Genomic DNA, 19,471 nt, shown 5'->3' on the forward strand with positions numbered 1-19,471 from the left:
TGTCTAAACCTTTGCGCCATTTTGTAAACGCATCCTTATCCCCACCGCAGAAGAAAACCTGCTTTACCACAAAGTTGCTGCCGTCATAATCATCGTCCACCATCCAGTAGGCAATGTCGTGTACATCGCGGGGTTTAACGATGTCTTTGATGGGATCGTAAATGTCTAGTCCTTCGATAGTAGCCTGTAGCCAGTTACTAGTTGTCAGGGGTAAATCTGCAGGGGTTAGTGCGTTTATTTTAGCGAGGATTTCAGCCCATTCAACATTTTGCCTACTTCCTGACAAAGTTGAATCGGAATCTGCATCTGTTCCGAGGAGATTAGTTTTAACCGTTGACTTATCATTAGTTGCGTTTCCAGTTCCGACAGCGAGCCCTGAGCTATTCCCAAAAACTGACGAAACTCTCCGTTTGAGTTCCTCGATTGCCCCTCGGCTATGTTTGAGGGTATGCTCACTGCTGCCCGCCTCATTTGACTTGTCAACCCGAATATTTCCTCCTTCGGGAAGCTCCAGGTTATTTGATAAATGCTCTCGACCAAGTCCATTGATTTCTGCCAAACTATTAAGTCCTGATAACTCTTTGAATTGCTCATAAGTACATATTTTCTCGTTTTTGCTGTCCACTAACCACTGGCTACTGACTACTGAAATATCGGGTTCTCCAATCGTAACAAAACTGGCAGCCGACTTGGCAGGTTTCTTTTTCAATCCTTCCTGCAATAGGTCATCGTGGATGCGGACCTTGGTGACTTCAAAATTGCCCATACTGGTGGTTTGAGTGCCGCCTTCTATATCGCTTTCAAAGCTGAAACCGAGAATGATGAGCCAATTGGCATCACCTTTCAGGCGACATTCCTTAACAGCATCACTGACCAATTTTTTGCTGACGGTACCGAATTTCGGACCGATATGAAAATAGGCTTTTTCTTCGCCTTTTTCGGTGAGATAAAAACCTTCTGCGTGGAGGGCTTCTCCTGCCAACAGTTCTACACTGCGGAACACCACCATTTCATCTTTTCTGCCGTTTTTGATGCCGGCACTGAGCAAGTGTTGCTTAATCACTTCTTCAAACTGACCACTGGCTACTGACCACTGCTCACTGTCATCTAATTCTTCCGGACTGATGGGCTCAAAATTTTGCAGGGTTTCTACCGTAAACGGACCGCTGACCCGCAGTTTCTTTTTGTCTTCTTCGGGTTGGTCGTAGAGGGTTTCGGTAGCAGGCGGTTCGTCATTAGCTAAAGATTTTAAGGTGATATGCGGAACGGTTTTATAAACAAAACCCTGACGAATATCTTCGCCCTGTTCATCATACATTTTGTAATATGGGAACACAGCCGTCATCAGTCTTTGCTTGGCAATATTGAGTGCAATACGGCTGGTATCAATGGTTATCCACCGTCTGCCCCATTGCTCGGCTACAAAAGCAGTGGTGCCACTGCCACAGGTTGGGTCTAAAACCAAATCGCCCGGGTCGGTGGTCATTAAAAGGCAGCGTTGGATTACCTTACTGGCAGTTTGAACAACATAGGATTTTTCGTGGACAAGAGCACCCCCACCAGTATCATTCCAATAGTTTGAAATTTGTTCAATAGGAAAATCATTAAAAAACCTCTTATAGTTAAGACTTTTGCCTTCTATAACGAGTAGGTTTCTTTTTTTAAGGTTATCGATACCCTCTTTAGTAGTACTCCACCCTCTGCTTCCAGTTGGAATGAATTTTTTATTTTGAAACACGTATTCAAATCGTGTGCTATCAGAACCTGTTTGACTTGAAAGGCTTGTTATTCTGTACCGTTTTTCAATTGGATATCTTAAATAGTTTTCGATATCATCTTTTGGTATGCGGGAGCCTTCAAAATATACATATCTCTCGTTGACAGAAGACTTATCTCTATCTACAAAAAGTTGTCGAAACTTTACTTTTTCCTTGTCCTTAGAATACCAAATTAAATAATCACATACGTCCGCTAATAATTTATCTGTTTGTCCAGCAGTTTTTTTGAACGATATGAGTTTACAAAAATTCTCACTACCAAAAACCTCATCCATCACACTTCTTACCAGATGCACATTTTCATCGCCAATCTGCACAAAGCAAGAGCCACTTTCGGTGAGTAGTTCTTTAGCAATCAACAATCGGTCGCGTAAATAAGAAAGGTAGGAATGAATGCCCAATTCCCAGGTATCGCGGAAGGCTTTTATTTGTTCGGGTTCTCCGGTGAGGGCTTCATCATTGCCGTCTTTTACATCGCGGTTGTTGAGTTTTATTTGCCAGTTGCCACCGTATTTAATGCCATAAGGCGGGTCAAAATAAATGGTTTGCACCTGTCCGGCCATCCCTTCTCTTTCCAGGAGGCTTGCCATCACAAGGTGGCTGTCGCCCTGTATCAGTCGGTTCGTCCAGCCGTCCTGGTGGTGGTAGTATTCGCTTACTTTTTCCAGTTCGTCTTTATCCAAGGCATTTCCAAAAAGTTCGTTTACGCTGCTGAACAAATCCAACTGCTTCGACTGGCTACTGCCTACTGAATACTGACTACTGCCTACTGAATACTGACTACTGCCTACTGAATACTGGCTACTGCCTACTGAATACTGACTACTGGCCACTGCATACAGGCTACTAATCAATTTTTCGGGAGCAATATGTTCGTGTCGGTATAAGCTGCGAATGTCCACCCGCAATAAATCATCCCGGTCGTCATTGCCGTATTTGTTGAGCCAGAACAGTTCGGGGTCTTGCCCGCGGTGTACCACCGGGTTTTTGGGCAGTTCCAGCACCTTTTTGCCGCTGTTTACTTTTTCGTTGGCATCTTCGTAGCCCGCTTCTTCCTTGCTGGGTATGTGGGCACGCTTGTCTTTGTGTCTGATGGATTCAATATCATTCTTTGCCATATCTTGTCTATTATTACCACTTCACCAAAATCGGTAAGCTGATGATTATTTCAAATTTTTAATGTTTCTGTTGTTGATTAGCGATTTCATTTGAGTTATCGCTATTTGATTTAACTGTATCAGGCGCTCGGATTGTGCCAAACCCTGATGAATCAATACCGCATTTATACTTTCCAAATTACTCAGTACCACTAACTGCTCAATCGTTGCCATATCACGGATATTGCCGTCTTCATTTGGGTTAGCATCCCGCCATTGTTTGGCTGTGACTCCAAATAGGGCAACATTCAACAAGTCTGCTTCATTGGCATACACAAAGGATATCTGGCTTTTGCTCAATGCTTTGGGAATCAGGTTTTCTTTGATGGCATTGGTGTGAATGTGGTAATTCACTTTTGCTAAAGTGCGTTGCAGGTTCCATTCGAGTTTCAACCGGTCGTTTTCAACTGCTTTGAGGCGTTGGAATTCATTGATAAGGTAAATTTGAAACTCAGGGCTAAGCCACATAGCAAAATGGAAAGCAATGTCCTTATGTGCGTAAGTTCCGCCATATCTTCCTGCTTTCACCACCATGCTGATTGCTCCCGTTCTTTCAATCCATTGACCAACTGACATTATGAAGCGGTTTACTCCGGATTCTTGTTCAATTACCCCGAATTCGGGGTAGTTAAAATGAGGGTTATTGATTTTTTCCCAAGTACCCAAGTATTCTAATGTGTTTTTATTTGTTATCCATTTGCCAATCAGTCCACTACCTTCTTTGAAGCTAATCGTCATATCAGTAAGACTGATAAAATCAGTTTCATTTTGATTGAGAACTGTTATTTCAGTACCCTTAACAATTATTTTTTGTTTTTTTGCCATATTTCTAATTGAGGCGAATTCGTCATAATTAAATACTCTGAATTTTTTCGATTAGCTGATTTCTGATGTTTCGGATATCGTTTGCCACTTCAATAAAATGCCATTCGGGATAGTCGTATTTATCTTTTAAAGCATTTACGGCAGGAAGCCAGCGGTTTTCTACAAACCATTTTTTCTCTGCTTTGTCTTTGCTCATTCCACTAATCTCTATAATTAAGTTGATAGTGGTTAGTGGTTGGTTTTTAGTTTTTATTCTTGCAATAAAATCAGGATAGTACTGGCGGTCTTTACCGTCTTTGGTGTAAGGAATGGTAAAGCCGAGGAACTGATTCTTTACATAACATTCGACCGATTCAATTTCTTCCAAAGTTTTGGCGCAAATGCCTTCCCACTCGCTGTCCATTACCACATAGTTGATGTGGCTTTTTTCAGTTTGGTACACACCCTTCACCGTATTGCCATTTACATATTTGGTGCTGCTAAACTTGTTGTAATAGTTGAACACCGGACGGATATGTTCGGTGGTGTTGTGCTGGGGGTTGATGCCTCTTGCAATGTGATCCACTATTTTTTTAGGTTCTTCAAAATACAGTAGTCGTTTGTAGCGAGGGTCGGTGATATTTAACAATACAACTTTTTCGTGATACCATTCTTCCACTATACTTTTCAGTTTGTGGAATTTCTGGAATTGAGGATTGCCTTCGTCATCACAAAAGTGGTATTTGATTAATTCCTTGGTGATTAAGAATATCAGTTCCTGGTCTCGTTTTTCCAACACGCCCTTTACTTCCAACTTTTCTTCGGTGGGAGAAATCGGACTTGCCATAATGGTTTCGGTCGGGAATTTTGAACCATCAATTTCATACTTTTCGATGTTGCTGAAATCGTGTTGTATTTCACCATCTAAATTTTCTACACGATAGCCCACCACATTTGGAAAAGTAATTTCCATTTCTGCCTGTCTTTCGGGAATGGCAGCAATCTGAGTTAACTCAACCGGTGGCGGTGGTGGTTCTGCAGTTCCGCCTTTAAACATTTTAAAGGGAACCCCGATGATGTGGGCATATTCGGGCGGAAATTTCTCAATCACCACTTTTCGTTTGTCAGTGGTTGGATTGCCGTCCTTATCATAGCCTTGTAAAAAGTAATTCATTCTCCGCAACGCTCTACCTGCCACCTGCTCGCACAGCAGTTGCGAGCCAAACGCGCGCAGTCCCATAATGTGTGTAACGGTGTTGGCATCCCAACCTTCGGTAAGCATTGAAACCGAAACCACACATCGAATGTGTGAACCGAGCTTGCCTTGCTGGCCAACGGTGTTTACAACCTCACGTAATATTTCCGGATCAGAGATTTTGTCAATGCTGCCTTGTCCGTGCAGTCTGACATAATCTTTCTTAAACTCTTCAATTTCGGATGCAAAAATCTTCTTGAAATCATCATTGATTTGTTCACTGTTTTCCAGCGCATCACTATCAATGAGCAATGTGGGTGGACGTTTCAAAGGATTGCCTGTAACAGAATCGTAATTACTGAATAAGTCTTTTACCCCCTGAACTGTTACCGTATTGCCATCTGCATCCTGGTACTGATAACCAGCAATGTATTTATAGACTTCTTTTGAAACTCCGGTGTTGTTGCACACCACAATAAAAACCGGAGGAGCCGAGAATAAGCTGGCTCGTTCTTCCTGTATTTTACGGATTCCGTTAAAATAATCTACATAATGATTGTAAAACTGATCTAATGCTCCTTTAACCAAAGAAGGCAAGTGGGGAGCCTGCTCCGTTATTTTATTTCCTTCGGCAGCAGCAGCTTTTCTTTGGCCTCGTTGTCCTTTTTTGGGCAGTTCTTCTTTTACGTGGTCGTATAAATTCCGTAACACGGGCATTGTGAGTTCCTGCGTGTTATCGCTTTCGGGTAAAAATGGAATTTTAACCAAACCGCTTTCAATGGCTTCAATCAAACCAAAATCGGAAACCACCCAGGGGAACAAACTGTAGGGCGTATAACCGGAACCTGTCAAATAATAAGGTGTTGCTGAAAGGTCGTAAACTGCTTCAAGTTTAAACTTCTTCGCTATTTCGCGAAGTCCGCTAAACCATACGGCCGCTCTTGCGTTTTCGTCGGCTTCTTCGTTGTCGGTGGTTTTGCTTTTTGATTTTGGCAGATAGCAGTGGTGGGCTTCGTCATTCAGAATCAACAACCGACTCCCCAACTTGAATTTCCCTAATGTTCTTTTAACCACCTGTGAAAAATCTTCTTTGTTGTCCGTGTCAATTTTATTTCCTTCCAAATCCACCTTTCCGTCAAACGGACTGCGTTTGTTGCCTTGTAAGGTTTTTGGTTCAAAAGTGTGGTAGTTGGTTATTACTAATCGTGCATTCAAGTTTTCCAGGCGATGTTCCATACTTGGGGGAATCAAACCACGCACACGATAATAATCTTCAATGTCTTTCGGGTTTTTGTTTTTTGTGTCCACAAACAAAACGCCCAATCTGCTTTTAATCGTAATTCCCGGAGCTACAATCAGAAAGTAGTCGGCAAAGCGAGTATCGTTTCGGTATTCTTGTCTGTTGAAGTAATGGTAACAAATCAAACACGCCATTACAACGGTCTTGCCTGAACCTGTTGCCATTTTAAAAGCAATTCTGGGAAGCTGGTCTTCCGGGTCTTCACTTACGGTATATTGTCCGTTGCGCAATAAGTTTAGTATATGTTGCCCTGCATTTGATTTGTCTGCAACTTCATTCAACCAGACGGCAGTTTCAACAGCCTCCTGCTGAGCAAAAAACAATTTCTTTACTGCATGTCTCTCTGGATTGTCAAACCAAAACGTTAAAAGCTCTTTAGAGATTCTTGTTGTGTTCGGGTATTTTGCTGCCCTCCATTTACCAACTTCGGCTCGGCAAAGGTTAATCAGGTGTTCGCCATATTCTGCTTTCATGTCATTTAATTCAAATGCAGATGATTGCGGACCCTGCCTTGTAGGTATCACTTGAATATCTGGAGTAAAAATCCGTCTGCCTTGCCTGATGTCCTGATAGTTCAATGAGCCTTCTGCATCTGTTGCATAGTGCCAAATCGGCTCATCATAAGGACTATTTAATACCGGGTTTCCCGAAGTCATATCATTATTCGTTCATTATTTCAGGTTTCTACTATCGGTAAAGTTAATCTGTTAGTAGTCAGTAGTCAGTAGTCAGTAGTCAGTAGTCAGTAGTCAGTAGTCAGTAGTCAGTAGTCAGTAGTCAGTGGGCAGTGGGCAGTAGTCTTCACAGCATATCGCACACTGTTCTGGTGCGAGCCCGGTTTTTTTTTGACTATACGCATAAAGCTAGACTATCTGGCTAAGCTTACCGTTTCCGAAAGCTGCCAGCTGTTGCGCATCTGCCATAGCCCCCTACGGGTTCCTAATCTTAATCTATTGCTCGTTTGCCGCCGGCAAGGCGGATGATCTCATCGTCGTAATAGTCGGCAATAACTGCTACTGATGTGATGGCTGCCTCGAGTGAATCGGCGGTTACGGTATTACCGCTGATGGCATAGCTGTACACGATGGTATCATCGAAGATCAGACCGAAGCCGCCCAGGTGGATCTCGGCGTTTTTGCGCAGCAGCCAGTGCATAACATCGGTAGTGATATTGGCTTCGCTTGCAACATTGGCGATCAGCTCCACGATGGTATCGGTTTCGGTGTATGGCCGAACCACAAGCATCACACTGGCCGAGCCATAGGGAATGGCAAAGGTGCCATCACCAAAATCGATATGCTGATCAAAGCGGTCAGCAAGGATGGTGCGCAGTTTTTCCTGAGTAGCCGTAATCATTGTGTTATCAGCCATTTGCTCCTCCGTCACCAAGTAAACCCATTTGCTTCTTCATTTCAAGCAATTGTGCATCCACACCAGAATCGGTGGACAGTTTTTTAAGCTCCTGCTCAAGATTGGTGTTTTCGCCGGCGAGCTGTTCAAAGGCTTCTGCCTCGCTCTCCAGCTTTTCGATTTTCCCTTCGAACTTGTCGAACTTGCTAAAGGCATCACTGCCCACGCCAGAGAATGACTGTGCGATTTGTTTTTGGGCCTTGGCGGCTTGTGAGCGTGCAATCAGGGTGCTCTGACGCGACCGTGCTTCATCGAGCTTATTTTTCAAAGCATCCAGTTGCTGCCGCAGTGTTGCCGATGTTTGAGCTGCCTGCATGTGAATTGGCGTAAGGTCTGCAGCATTCCGTTCGGCAAGCACCTTTTTCTCTAATGCTGCCTTTGCCAGATCTTCACGATTGGCCTGCAGGGCCTGCATTGCCTTTTGCTGCCAGTCTGCCGCTGCCTGCTTTTCACGATCCAGCTTCCGGGCCAAATTCTTCTCGTTGGCTATTGCATTTGCCACGGCAAGCGTAGCTTTGTTAACACTTTCTTCCATCTCAAGCACCATTTGCTTGAGCATTTTTTCGGGATCTTCAGCTTTATCCAACGCGTCGTTCATGTTGGATTTAAAGATGTCGGAAATGCGAGAGAAAATTCCCATTGAACAACCTTTCTGTTTGCGGCAATTACGATACAGGAAGCAATATAGAGTACAAACATATTAACTTATCATGGAAGCACTGGATAGCGTTGTAGAACATTTTAGCTCACTACCAACGATTGGGAAGAAAACAGCCCGACGTTTGGCGTTTCACCTGCTGCGAGAACCACTGGAACAGGTGCAACTGTTCGCAGATGCCCTGGTACGGATGCGGGAGTCGGTTCGGGAGTGCGAGGTGTGTAACACCTTCACCGATGCACCGGTGTGTGCGCTGTGTGCTTCTGATAAACGAGACCGCTCGGTTATCTGCGTTGTGGAGCAGCCTACCGATGTGATGGCTATCGAGCGTACGGGTGATTACAGGGGCATGTACCATGTGCTGCACGGCGCACTCAATCCGTTGGATGGCGTGGGCCCCGATGATATACGATTGCAAGAACTGATGAGCAGGCTGGGAGGGGGCTTAACGGAGCTTATCCTGGCACTGAACCCAACGGTAGAGGGCGAGGTGACAACCCAGTATATCGCACGCATGGCTTCGCCCCTTTCAATCACCATCACACGAATTGCCCGCGGTATTCCGGTAGGCGCTGACCTGGAGTTTGCCGATGATGCCACACTAAGCAGAGCTTTCGAGGGACGTGTGCGTGTTACGGTGTAATGCAGAATGCTTGCCCATCCGTCACGGTTGCATAGTAGTATGCTTCCTGATCATCTCCATCATGGTTGGCGTTCCGGGCTGCGGTACCCGTACACCGGAAGAGCCAACGGGATCCCGAGGGACGTTTGTACCACCAACGTCGCCGATGATTGTGATTGACAATCTGCGCAACGCCCTGGCTGAAAAGAATACCGAGAACTATGCCCTCTGCCTGGCCGATAATCAAACCCGAAGCAATTATCAGTTTGTGTTCGAACCGTCAGCAGAGGTCAGGGCACGGTATCAAACGCTGTTCGACTCTTGGTCTGTTGCAAAGGAACGACAAGCCTTTATTTCGATGTCGGCACGGATTGCGCCGGGACAGGCCGCCGAGCTGACCCTCACATCGCTGACAACCAGCTACTCGTCGCCCGATAGCGTGGTGCTGCTCAGTGATTACCGCTTGTTCGTGCCACATAATATCGAAACAGTCCCAACAACGTTGCGCGGTACAATGGTGCTGACGGTAACGCCCGAGAGCAGCGGACAGTGGAGCATTTCACGGTGGATCGATGCACGCCTGCCTACTGATTCAGCAGAAAACACATGGTCACTCCTAAAGGCTAACCTTGCCAACTGATATGACAGCCACACTAATACCTAATATCGTTTTTTACTATACGGCTGCGCTGAGATTTGCGGGTGCCGTTGTGCTGGTCCCGTTACTCTTGGTAACAACAGCTACAGCACAGCAGGGTACCGTTGACGAAAACGTCAATACTGCCAGCACGGTTCTGTCCGCCGAGAAACCATACGCTGCAATCCTGACGCTGCGCATGTGGAATCGCAACGGGAAAGCCGGTGCACTGGTAACAAGCTCCAGGATTATTCAAACGGCAAAAGATTTCACCGTGCCTCACCTACCGCTTGCAGCCGGTGACTGGCGGTGTGTGATTATGGACGAAGGGCGGAACGCACTCGACACAATTGTGCTACACCAGCCATTGATGCGCAGGATTGAATTTCCTGATGACAATGGTTCACTTACCACCCGGCGGTTTCCCGAGTCCGAGACCGAAGTCATCGTACGATTTCGCTTCACGGCAGCAATGACCCTGATCCGAATCGAGAACATCAACAACCAACTGCTCCCGGAATTCGTGACTGAAGCACCTATCGTGCAGCACTGACACATGGCTTGTATCGACCTTTATTATCGACGTTTTTTCAGTACCACGACCGTTGTCTGCGGTATTCTCTGTTTTGTCCTGTCGGTGCAGGTTCACGCACAGACGTATGATGTTGACACAGTGTACTATCGTGGCAGCACTGATACGTTTATTAACCTGGTTTTCTTACCCGACGGGTACACCGCGGAGCAGCTCCCGCGTTTTGTGGCCGATGTACAGCGGGTATCAGACTACGTGTTTTCGATTTCGCCATTTGCAGAGTACAAGAACTACTTCAATGTATTTGCCGTCAAGGTTCCATCTGCCGATAGCGGAGCACGACACCCGGGAACTGCAACTGACGTTGCCGAGCCGGTATTTGGAGTCAGCGACCCGAAAAACTATTTCAATAGTACATTTGATTACAATTCGATCCACCGTTTATTATTCGCTCCAAATCAGGTAGCTGTTAATTCTGTGCTTGTAAACAGTTTTCCGCTGTTCGATCAGGTAGTTGTCCTTGTTAACACTCCGTACTATGGCGGATCCGGCGGCGTCCAAGCAACCGTTTCACTTGATAAAAAATCCGGTGAAATCCTGGCGCACGAGCTAGGCCATTCGTTTGGACGACTGGCAGATGAGTATTACGCCGGCGACAACTATGCCCGTGAGGCATCGAACATGACACGGGAGAGCGATCCATCGCGTGTACGGTGGAAGAACTGGGTTGGAACCGACAGTATCGGAGTTTATCGCCACTGCTGCAGCGGAAATTCTGCTCAGTGGTACAAGCCCCATCCCGCCTGCAAGATGCAGCTACTGAACTCTGCGTTTTGTGCTGTGTGTAAGGAAACAATTGTTGAGCAAATTCACGAAAAAATCGGTATCCCCGCACGTAATGTCAGCGCAGTGCCCGATACGTTCCGGTTATGCAGATCAGACACCATGCGTATCGGCATGCAACTGATTAAGCCGGTACCCAATACTCTGAACGTACAGTGGTTTATTAATGATACCCTGGTGGCAAACAACACAGATTCAATCACCATCACCGCGGCACTGCTGACGGAAGGGGCGTTCACGACCGTTAGGTCAGTGGTTTCAGATACCACACAGTTGTCCAGGTCCAACGGTCATAAGCAGCCTCATACGTACCAGACGGTGTGGACTGTTATGTACAGCCCCCTACAAAAGCCAGGTGCTGTTAACGGGAAACACGAAGTCTGCACCAACTCGTCCACTGTGTATTCCGTGGCACCGGTACCGGGAGCTACACAGTATGTATGGACCCTGCCAAGTGGATGGGAAGGCAGTTCAACGTTGCCTTCGATCACAGTAGTGGCAGGAACAGCAGGCGGAACTATCAGCGTTGCAGCTGCCAACAGTTGTGACACAAGCGAAGCACAGACTCTGACTGTTCGGGCTGAGACTGCCCCAACAGCTACCATCACCGCCACTGATTCATCTGTCCTGTGCAGGAACGATGCGATTACCTTAATCGCCTCTGAGGCTGCCAAATACCTGTGGAGTACAGGAGAAACTACAAAAACAATCACCGTTTCTGAGGAAGGCAGTTATACCGTAACGATTACTACCAGGTTAGGATGCAACGCAACCTCAGCCCCTTTCACAGTTACAAAAACCACTATCGACACAAGCGTAACCCTACAGCTTGTTCATCCGGATTCGAGCCACAGTGTATTGATCTCCAACGCAACCAACGTTACGTATCAGTGGGTACGCTGTCCGGAAATGGCACCTGTACCGGGTGCTACCGCACGCGAGTTTGTTCCGGAGGATGACGCAACATACGCCGTAATCATAACCCGGAACAACTGTACCGATACATCGGCATGCTACCGGGGAACGGTTACTGATGTACATGAAACACCGTCAACAACCGGCATCATTGCCTACCCGAATCCTGCCACCGGCTCTGTTACTGTTAAGGCATCGGGTCTGGCTGACGGAACGTACTCAATAGCAATTACGGATGTTACCGGCCGTGAACTCACACGATTGTTAACCAACGTAACAGGTGGAGTGCTTGACGCTACTATCAAGCTGGATAATTTTAGTAAGGGGCTTTACTTTCTTGTGCTTGACCTGGGAATCACCAGACACGTACTAAAAGTTAAAAAACAAGAGTAGTTATATCCACAAATACACTGCTCAGAAGTAGTTCGATTCATCGCGCCACTGAATAATTTTCCATGGCTCGGACACGGCCTGACGCTGCACCCGTAAACTCAGCCTGCCCTGGGCGCGTTGTATATCGTCTTCCGTAAAGGTAATCGTTAAAATGAAGCCCCTTGAAATAACCTGTTGCAATGAATCGCCATCGGCCACCACGACATCGTTCCACACCAGGTCCAGGCTTCGTACCGCCGAGAAAAGTCCATTCGTTGCCAGCATATCTTCGTCTCTTCCCCACGTAACATCGAGCATCTTGTCATAATCGCGGTACACAAACGTAAAATTCGGATCCAGCAAACGTCCGTAAATCAGTGTATCACGAAACACGTACGAGTACCGGAAATTCTGGAACAGTCCCGGAATCGTTCGTTGATCACCCAGCATCGGCAGGTCTGAGATATCTGTTGCCAGTGCCGGTGCAAACGGATTGATGCACGATGCTACAACCAACGGCAGCATCGTAATCAGCAGGGTGCGTATAAAGCCGACACCTGTTAGTGGATGATGCCCAGCAGTGTACATACAAACATCACCAGGCCGAGTACGAAGTTAGTTGCCCCAGCCCAGCCAAGGATTGCCGCACGATTCCCGCTGGGAGTACTTGATCCGGAAGCGCCGACTACAGCACCACTAAAGCCGGTGAGTACGCCACCAACTACCGGGTGCCATCCCATTCCTGAGGCAATGCCAACTAGGGCAAGGCAAATCAGAAGGCCGGTGAGCACACCCAGGAAGGCGGTAGCGGCATTGTTATGAACGTGAATCGGCTGATCGTTTTCCGGAACAGCAAAGGATTGAATAGTGTCCACTGATATCTCCTTGTAATTCTATTGCCAAAGATAGCAAGGAAGGGTGGTTGTTACGATAACCACCGTTCGGCAGCAGTAGAATTTCAGGACCACCATGCATTTTTGTGCAATGGTACCCGTCGCCCCAGCCCCCTCCCTACCCACCGGAACACTAACCCAGGTACCCGGTATAGGCAAGTCTATTGCAGCCGACCTGCATACCATTGGCATCTTCCAGGTTCAGGACCTGGTCGGACGTAATCCGGAAGAGCTCTACGCGGCATCGAACCAGTATGCAGGGCACGTTCAGGACCGATGCCTGCTCTACGTTTTCAGGTGTGCGGTGTATTATGCCGAAACCAGGCCGCACCACCGGGAACCCGAGAAACTCCGCTGGTGGTACTGGAAGGACCGTAAACAACAGTAACATCTACCAGGTCTGGTGTCTTGTGCTTGTTGTATCCCGGTTCCGATCGTGATTACAATGCCGGCGTTCATGTATATTCGCACCTATTGAAACCTTTTTTTCATTAACCTTAAGGAATGCTTCGTATGAGGATTCTTCACTCTGCACTTGTTGTTCTATGCGCAATCACGATTGTTGCTTTAACACCATCCTGCTCCAGCAACAATACCGGTCCTGATGGCGGAGCTCAGCCCGGCACCATTGTAGCCACGGTAAACGGCCGAACCTTTACCACACTTACCATGACGACGAATGCCAGTCAAATCGAGGCGGCCGGAATAACAACTCTGATGATCCAGGGGAATACAGGCGGTACATCGTCTGATGCCGTAACGTTATCAGTTGTTGGTATCAACGGTACCGGAACCTATCCAATCGGCGGCGGACCGAATATTGCAAACATCGCAACATACTCGTCCATTAAAGTTGACCTATCAAACCCGGGTAATCCTGAAATCGGTACATGGCAGGCACCGTACAATGAAATGAAGGTTGGTGAAATTGTAATAACTGAGCTTACAGAGTCAGTTGTGAAAGGTACATTCTACTTTGATGCCAAGAATACCGGCGGCGATGGCAGCGTGGTTAAAATCACCTCCGGCGCCTTTAACATTCAATTTACAAAGTAAGTTAGTCCAACCCGGGTTGCTGCAACATCACTTGAAAGGGCATCAAACTGATGCCCTTGTTTTATTCATTGTGTACGGATTCGGCGTAGTGCCTGCACTGAGATCCTTGAGGGGCAATCGTATCCGGCATGCCGAAGTTCGTCGGGGTGAAACCACCTCAGGGAACCAGTACAACCATCCGGCCCTATGGCAGGGACGGTCACGCCTATCGCATCTGCACGAATCTGACGATATATGTTATTGAGACTGGCATGAAGTCCGTATTTTTGTAGGCTATACTCATTACAACCCATGCCAATTACGAAAAGAACAGACCAACGGTCTATCGCAATCATTGCCCATGTTGACCATGGGAAAACCACACTTGTAGATCACATGCTCCGCCAGAGCGGCACCTTCCGCGAAAATCAGCAGGTTGCTGAGCGTGTTATGGACAGTGGCGACATCGAGCGGGAGCGCGGAATAACCATCATGGCTAAGAATGCCGCGGTGCGCTGGAAGGATGTTAAGATTAACATCGTTGATACACCCGGCCACAGCGACTTTGGTGGTGAAGTGGAACGCGTCCTCTCCATGGTTGACGGTGTGCTGTTACTTGTAGACTCCGCCGAAGGACCATTACCGCAAACGCGCTTCGTGTTGCGAAAAGCTCTTGAGATGGGCCTGCATCCGATTGTTGTGATAAACAAGATCGACAGGCAGGACGCTCGTCCGTCCGAGGTGTACGACGAAATACTTGAATTATTTATGAATCTGGGTGCCAGCTACGAACAGCTTGACTTCCCGGTAGTCTATGCAATTGGTAAAAAAGGTATTGCGCGAACTACTCCCGATTCTACCGAGGAGGATCTCACCGTCCTGTTCGATGCCATCTTAACGCACATCCCTCCGGCTGAAACCAATGCGGAAGCCGATTTCGGTATGGTTATTCGCGCTGTTGACTTCAATGATTACGTTGGCCGGATTGCCATCGGGCGCATTACCTCCGGAACCGTTCGGGTTGGCGATAATGTTGCCCTGATCAAGCCTGACGGTGCACGCGAGAACTCGCGCATTACCAAGATGAGCGTCTTCGAAGGCATTTCACGTGTGGAAGTTCAGCAGGCTGAAGCCGGTGAGATCATCGCCTTGTCAGGCTTCGAAAATGTTTTTATTGGCGATACCATCGGTGCTGCCACGCTGGCAGAGCCCCTTTCCACCGTTAACATCGACGAGCCGACGCTGGCAATGTACTTCATGGTGAATACGTCGCCACTTGCCGGACGTGAGGGTACGTTTGTAACAACGCCAAAACTGCGCGAACGACTCTACCGTGAATTGCGAAATAATGTTAGTATGAGGGTTGAGGATACCGACTCACCCGACGTGTTTAAGGTAAGTGCCCGCGGCGAACTCCAGCTTGCAATTCTAATTGAAACCATGCGGCGCGAAGGGTATGAGTTTGCAGTGTCACGTCCGGAAGTACTCTTTAAACGAACAGCCAACGGTGACGTGCTTGAGCCAATCGAGAACGTACTCGTTGACGTGCCGGTGGAATACAGCGGCACGGTAATCGAAAACCTGGGAAGGCGCAAGGGCATCCTGATTGCAATGAATCCCGGTACTGACAGTGTACGCTGCGAATTCAGTGTGCCCGCACGTGGCCTGATCGGCTTCCGTACCGAATTTCTGACAAATACGCGCGGGCTGGGGATTTTGCACCACACCTTTGCCGAATATGCCCCGTATTGCGGCGTTATTAGCGGACGCTCACGTGGCGCACTGGTGAATATGGAAGGGGGCTCTACCACCGCCTATGCACTGGAATCAATTCAGGAGCGCGGTTCACTGTTTGTTGGACCCGGTATTGAAGCCTACGAGGGCATGATTATCGGCGAAAACAGTCGAGAGGACGATCTTGCCGTGAATGCCGTCCGCACCAAACACCTTACCAACATGCGCAGTAGCGGATCGGATGGAATTGTAAAACTGGACACCCCGCGGGCAATGAGCCTGGAGCAATGCATTGAATTTCTGGAAGATGACGAACTGCTCGAAGTAACGCCCGAAAATATCCGCCTTCGTAAGAAAATTCTTGACACCACTATGCGTCAACGAGCCAGAAAAAGGGAAACTGTGACCTCGTGAAACACATAATCAGCATCGTTATTACTTGTTCGTGCCTTGTAAACGTAACGGTTACTGCCCAGCAGTACCGATTGTTTTACAAACTCTCAAACGGTCAGAGCGTGCAGTACCAGGCCACCAGTACGTTGTGGCAACGCATTGCCGTCCCCGATAACGATGTTGTCACCGAAGTTGTAACTACTCTCCCTGTAACCATTTCGGCAATTGAATCGGTATTACAGCAAACCACACTGGCACTGCAATGGGGAAATGCAGGAGTGACGATAACGACCGGACCAACCAATTCGCCCTCTGCACATACCGATAGCACGGTAACAATTCCTACGTCGGCTGTAAGCGAACGCTGGGTGCTGCTGCCAACCGGAGCGGTGATAAGTAAAACTGTTGTTGCCGATTCACAAGCGCTGTCATTATCGGAAGTGATTTCATCCACGAAAATTTCTGACTACTTGTTTACTCCCTTCCCGCCACACGAACTTAGAATTGGTGAAATGTGGTCGGTGCCGATGGCCGACACTACCACCTCGGAGAACGGGAAAAACACTGTTGTTTCTGCAGGTGCTATCCGGTACACTCTTGATGAAATTACCGACACTCTGGGCACGCGGTGCTGGAAGATCTCCTTCGGACCATCAACGATTAGTCAGAACGGAACACTACAGGGACAGGCGATGGCGCTTAACGTGCGTGGCAGCGGCACCATCGCCGGCTGGTCACTGCATGACATCCGCACAGGCATGCCGGTCCATACGGTGGCAACGATCACGTCCACCATTTACATCTCCGGAGACACCGACAAGGCTGCCGCTCTCCCCGAAATTCCGGCTCTTTCAAAACTAACTATCGTTATTAATAAACGCTCTGGCGGACAGTAATGATGAAGGGGCTGTGGATTCTTGCGTTTTGTGTTACCGCTGCCATCCTTCCGGCAACAGGTGTAGCTCAGATTACACTGCCACCCAGACATGTTCAGCCACCACTGGGAAAGGACACCTTGTGTTTTCGGTATCAGTTCAGCCAGGGCGACACTCTGCTGTACCATATCGAGGCTGCCGACAGTATTGCAATTGTAGGCGAACCGGTTCTGCTTCGGCTTCGCATTGAAACGCTCCGCGTAGTCTGTGACAGTGTTCCCGCCCCGGGCATATACCACCTAACGCTTCAGACCATACAAGCCAGGGAGAAGACCATTGCCGGGGCCGACAGCTCCGTGCGTACAACCCATCCGTGGGTACACCGCATTACACATCTTGTTATTGACTCGCTCGGACACCGCCTTGCTGCCTGGAACTCGCAGCCCGACATAGCCCTACTGTCGCCCGGCGGAGCTTTTCAGCCACTGTACTTCCCGCCGATCGACACATCGTGCGGCCGCCAAAATCAAGGCTGGCTGTTTGCGGATACGATAGCGCTGGCTGAGTTTGGAACGCCGTACCCCGTTGCTTCGATGATGTGGTTATGGCGTGTTCAGGACAAGGTTGACACTCTTGGAAAAACCTTTAACCAAATCCAGTACACCCAGAGTGGCATTGGCAGTATCACCCTAAAGGCTGCAGAAACATCGCTCACCACACTCTGTGTGATGGCCGGTTACGGCAAGCTGACGTTTGAAACCCGTACCAACGCTCTCTTCCATCAGTTTACCACCTTGGAAAACAAACTGGAAATTTCGTTTGATGACGGAACCTCGAAAGAAGGGAAACACCATCTTATGATGAACATGCACTTAATTACCCCACAGGAATAGCAGGTGAATTGATAAACTAACCTTATTTTTCTACTCCCACCGCAACACCCACCCCTGTTTAATATCACCGGCACACAAATGATTCGCTTGTCTTCTCTGCTTTGCCTTTTGATTTTTACGGTAGCCGTTCACACTCAAACTGAGGGACTCCAAAAACCACTAACGCTGAATGACTGTGTTGCCATTGCGTTACAACAAAACTTTGACATCCTGTTATCGAATGCATCGGCACGAAGCGCAGCTGCCGGTTTAACTGCTGCCTTCGGACAGTACCTGCCCGGTGCATCCATCAATGCAAACTACTCCCGGCAGGTTACCAACCTGCGCCGGCAGATCTCCTTTGTTGGTGGTATCCCCGTGTATGGTGACCCCCTGGCAAACAGTTACTCTTTGAGTGCCAATCTTAGCTGGCTGGTTTTTAACGGCTTTGGCCGCGAAGCCCAGTACGACGCCGCCAAATTTAATGTGGACGCAGCCGAAGCCGATATCCGCTCGCAGCGCATGTTTGTTGCCTACCAGGTAACCCGCGCCTACCTGAACGTACTGCGCACACGGCAGGTTGTGGAAACCCAACAGGAGGCACTCAGCGTTGCCAGGGCATTGTATGACAGAGTGAAGGCGCTGTACGATAACGGCAAGGCCCCAATTACCCAGCTTCTCTCGCAGGAAACCGAAGTTGCAAACCAGGAGACCTCGGTTGTTCAGGCAGAGAATAATTTCGAAACCGCAAAGGTTGAACTCCTCGTCCTCATGGGTTCCGACCCCTCGGTACCGGTTGAGATTGACGAAACATCGGTTGAAACCAATATTAACCAAACTGACCTTCATGAGTTTCGCAACACGATTGGCAGCGAGCAGGAAAGTGTACGCAGAGCCGTGCTCAGCAGACCGGATGTGGCGGCTGCCCGCAAACGCATGGAAGCGGCTGAAGCCTCGATGACAGTTGCCCGCTCCGGCTACTTCCCCACCATTTCTGCATCTGGCGGCTATTCCTGGAGCAACTTTGAACTCACAAACTTTGATACTCAGAGCCGCACCTTTGTCGGTCTGAACATCCAGATACCCGTCTTTGACCAGTTCCGCACCAACCGGTCAATCGAGCAGGCCAGGTTAAATCAGCAACAGTCCAACATTGAACTCAAGCGAATTGAGCAAGGCATCCAGCAAAATGTCAGACGGGCATACCTTCAGCTTGCCGCCGCCGATAAGGGGCTGGAGATTGCCAACAAGGCAATTAAACCGGCCACAACCGCCTACGATGCAATGCAAACCCGATTTAACGTTGGCGGCTCAACGCTGGTAGAACTGCAGCAGGCCAACTATCAACTCATTACAGCCCGCATCAATAAAATCAGTGCCGTGTACGCCTGGCTGGATGCTAAGGCATTTGTTGAATATTCAACCGGACTTTTCCAGGAGCAATAA

The 19,471-nt window shown here is 48.2% G+C and carries 17 protein-coding genes; 10 read left to right on the forward strand and 7 right to left on the reverse strand.

All coding sequences use genetic code 11. The annotated features are described in order from the left end of the window. Positions 1-234 precede the first annotated feature (234 nt). From HRU79_02670 to HRU79_02690, 5 genes are all read right to left on the reverse strand, one after another. A complete protein-coding gene (locus HRU79_02670) occupies positions 235-594 on the reverse strand; it encodes a four helix bundle protein (GenBank protein QOJ27249.1) in 360 nt (119 codons plus the stop codon). A 2,347-nt stretch (positions 595-2,941) separates the two neighbouring features. Further along, complete coding sequence (locus HRU79_02675) at positions 2,942-3,760, reverse strand: KilA-N domain-containing protein (protein QOJ25607.1); 819 nt, start codon at positions 3,758-3,760, stop codon at positions 2,942-2,944. Between the two features lie 28 nt (positions 3,761-3,788). Then, complete coding sequence (locus HRU79_02680; GenBank protein QOJ25608.1) at positions 3,789-6,890, reverse strand: DEAD/DEAH box helicase family protein; 3,102 nt, start codon at positions 6,888-6,890, stop codon at positions 3,789-3,791. A gap of 289 nt (positions 6,891-7,179) precedes the next feature. Then, positions 7,180-7,605, reverse strand: coding sequence for a YbjN domain-containing protein (locus tag HRU79_02685; protein ID QOJ25609.1), 426 nt, complete (start codon positions 7,603-7,605; stop codon positions 7,180-7,182). After that, positions 7,598-8,284 carry a PspA/IM30 family protein gene (locus tag HRU79_02690; GenBank protein QOJ25610.1) on the reverse strand — a complete coding sequence of 229 codons (687 nt, stop codon included), beginning with the start codon at positions 8,282-8,284 and terminating at the stop codon, positions 7,598-7,600. Before HRU79_02690 ends, HRU79_02685 begins: the two co-directional genes overlap by 8 nt. A 70-nt stretch (positions 8,285-8,354) precedes the next feature. Here HRU79_02690 and recR point away from each other — a divergent pair, with 70 nt between their 5' ends. The 4 genes from recR (at position 8,355) to HRU79_02710 (ending at position 12,244) form a co-directional block, all read left to right on the forward strand. Next, entirely contained in the window at positions 8,355-8,945 is a 591-nt protein-coding gene (gene recR, locus HRU79_02695; GenBank protein QOJ25611.1) for a recombination protein RecR, read from the forward strand. Between the two features lie 61 nt (positions 8,946-9,006). Beyond that, on the forward strand, positions 9,007-9,564 hold the full coding sequence (locus tag HRU79_02700) for a hypothetical protein (protein QOJ25612.1): 558 nt from the start codon (positions 9,007-9,009) through the stop codon (positions 9,562-9,564). 1 nt (position 9,565) lies between these two features. Next, on the forward strand, positions 9,566-10,114 hold the full coding sequence (locus HRU79_02705) for a hypothetical protein (GenBank protein ID QOJ25613.1): 549 nt from the start codon (positions 9,566-9,568) through the stop codon (positions 10,112-10,114). 3 nt (positions 10,115-10,117) lie between these two features. Continuing rightward, a complete protein-coding gene (locus HRU79_02710; protein ID QOJ25614.1) occupies positions 10,118-12,244 on the forward strand; it encodes a T9SS type A sorting domain-containing protein in 2,127 nt (708 codons plus the stop codon). A gap of 21 nt (positions 12,245-12,265) precedes the next feature. Here HRU79_02710 and HRU79_02715 read toward each other — a convergent pair whose 3' ends face one another. Beyond that, complete coding sequence (locus HRU79_02715) at positions 12,266-12,811, reverse strand: hypothetical protein (protein QOJ25615.1); 546 nt, start codon at positions 12,809-12,811, stop codon at positions 12,266-12,268. Then, positions 12,784-13,098, reverse strand: a complete 315-nt coding sequence (locus HRU79_02720; protein ID QOJ25616.1) for a hypothetical protein — start codon at positions 13,096-13,098, stop codon at positions 12,784-12,786. The genes HRU79_02715 and HRU79_02720 overlap by 28 nt, the downstream gene beginning before the upstream one ends. Before the next feature lie 109 nt (positions 13,099-13,207). On the opposite strand from HRU79_02720, the gene HRU79_02725 reads away from it, so the two are divergent. The 6 genes from HRU79_02725 (at position 13,208) to HRU79_02750 (ending at position 19,471) form a co-directional block, all read left to right on the forward strand. Then, the gene (locus HRU79_02725; GenBank protein QOJ25617.1) at positions 13,208-13,504 is read left to right on the forward strand and encodes a pathogenicity locus; all 297 of its coding nucleotides are present in this window, start codon (positions 13,208-13,210) and stop codon (positions 13,502-13,504) included. A gap of 125 nt (positions 13,505-13,629) precedes the next feature. Then, positions 13,630-14,172 (forward strand): hypothetical protein, encoded by a 543-nt coding sequence (locus tag HRU79_02730; GenBank protein ID QOJ25618.1) that lies wholly within the window; start codon positions 13,630-13,632, stop codon positions 14,170-14,172. A gap of 291 nt (positions 14,173-14,463) precedes the next feature. Beyond that, positions 14,464-16,299: a translational GTPase TypA gene (typA, locus tag HRU79_02735; GenBank protein QOJ25619.1), complete on the forward strand. Its 1,836-nt coding sequence runs from the start codon at positions 14,464-14,466 to the stop codon at positions 16,297-16,299. Further along, positions 16,296-17,174, forward strand: a complete 879-nt coding sequence (locus tag HRU79_02740) for a hypothetical protein (protein QOJ25620.1) — start codon at positions 16,296-16,298, stop codon at positions 17,172-17,174. Before typA ends, HRU79_02740 begins: the two co-directional genes overlap by 4 nt. Then, complete coding sequence (locus tag HRU79_02745) at positions 17,174-18,046, forward strand: hypothetical protein (protein ID QOJ25621.1); 873 nt, start codon at positions 17,174-17,176, stop codon at positions 18,044-18,046. The genes HRU79_02740 and HRU79_02745 overlap by 1 nt, the downstream gene beginning before the upstream one ends. 78 nt (positions 18,047-18,124) lie before the next feature. Beyond that, positions 18,125-19,471, forward strand: coding sequence for a TolC family protein (locus tag HRU79_02750; protein QOJ25622.1), 1,347 nt, complete (start codon positions 18,125-18,127; stop codon positions 19,469-19,471).

The organism is Ignavibacteria bacterium (assembly GCA_015709655.1).
Lineage (GTDB): Bacteria > Bacteroidota > Ignavibacteria > Kapaibacteriales > Kapaibacteriaceae > OLB6.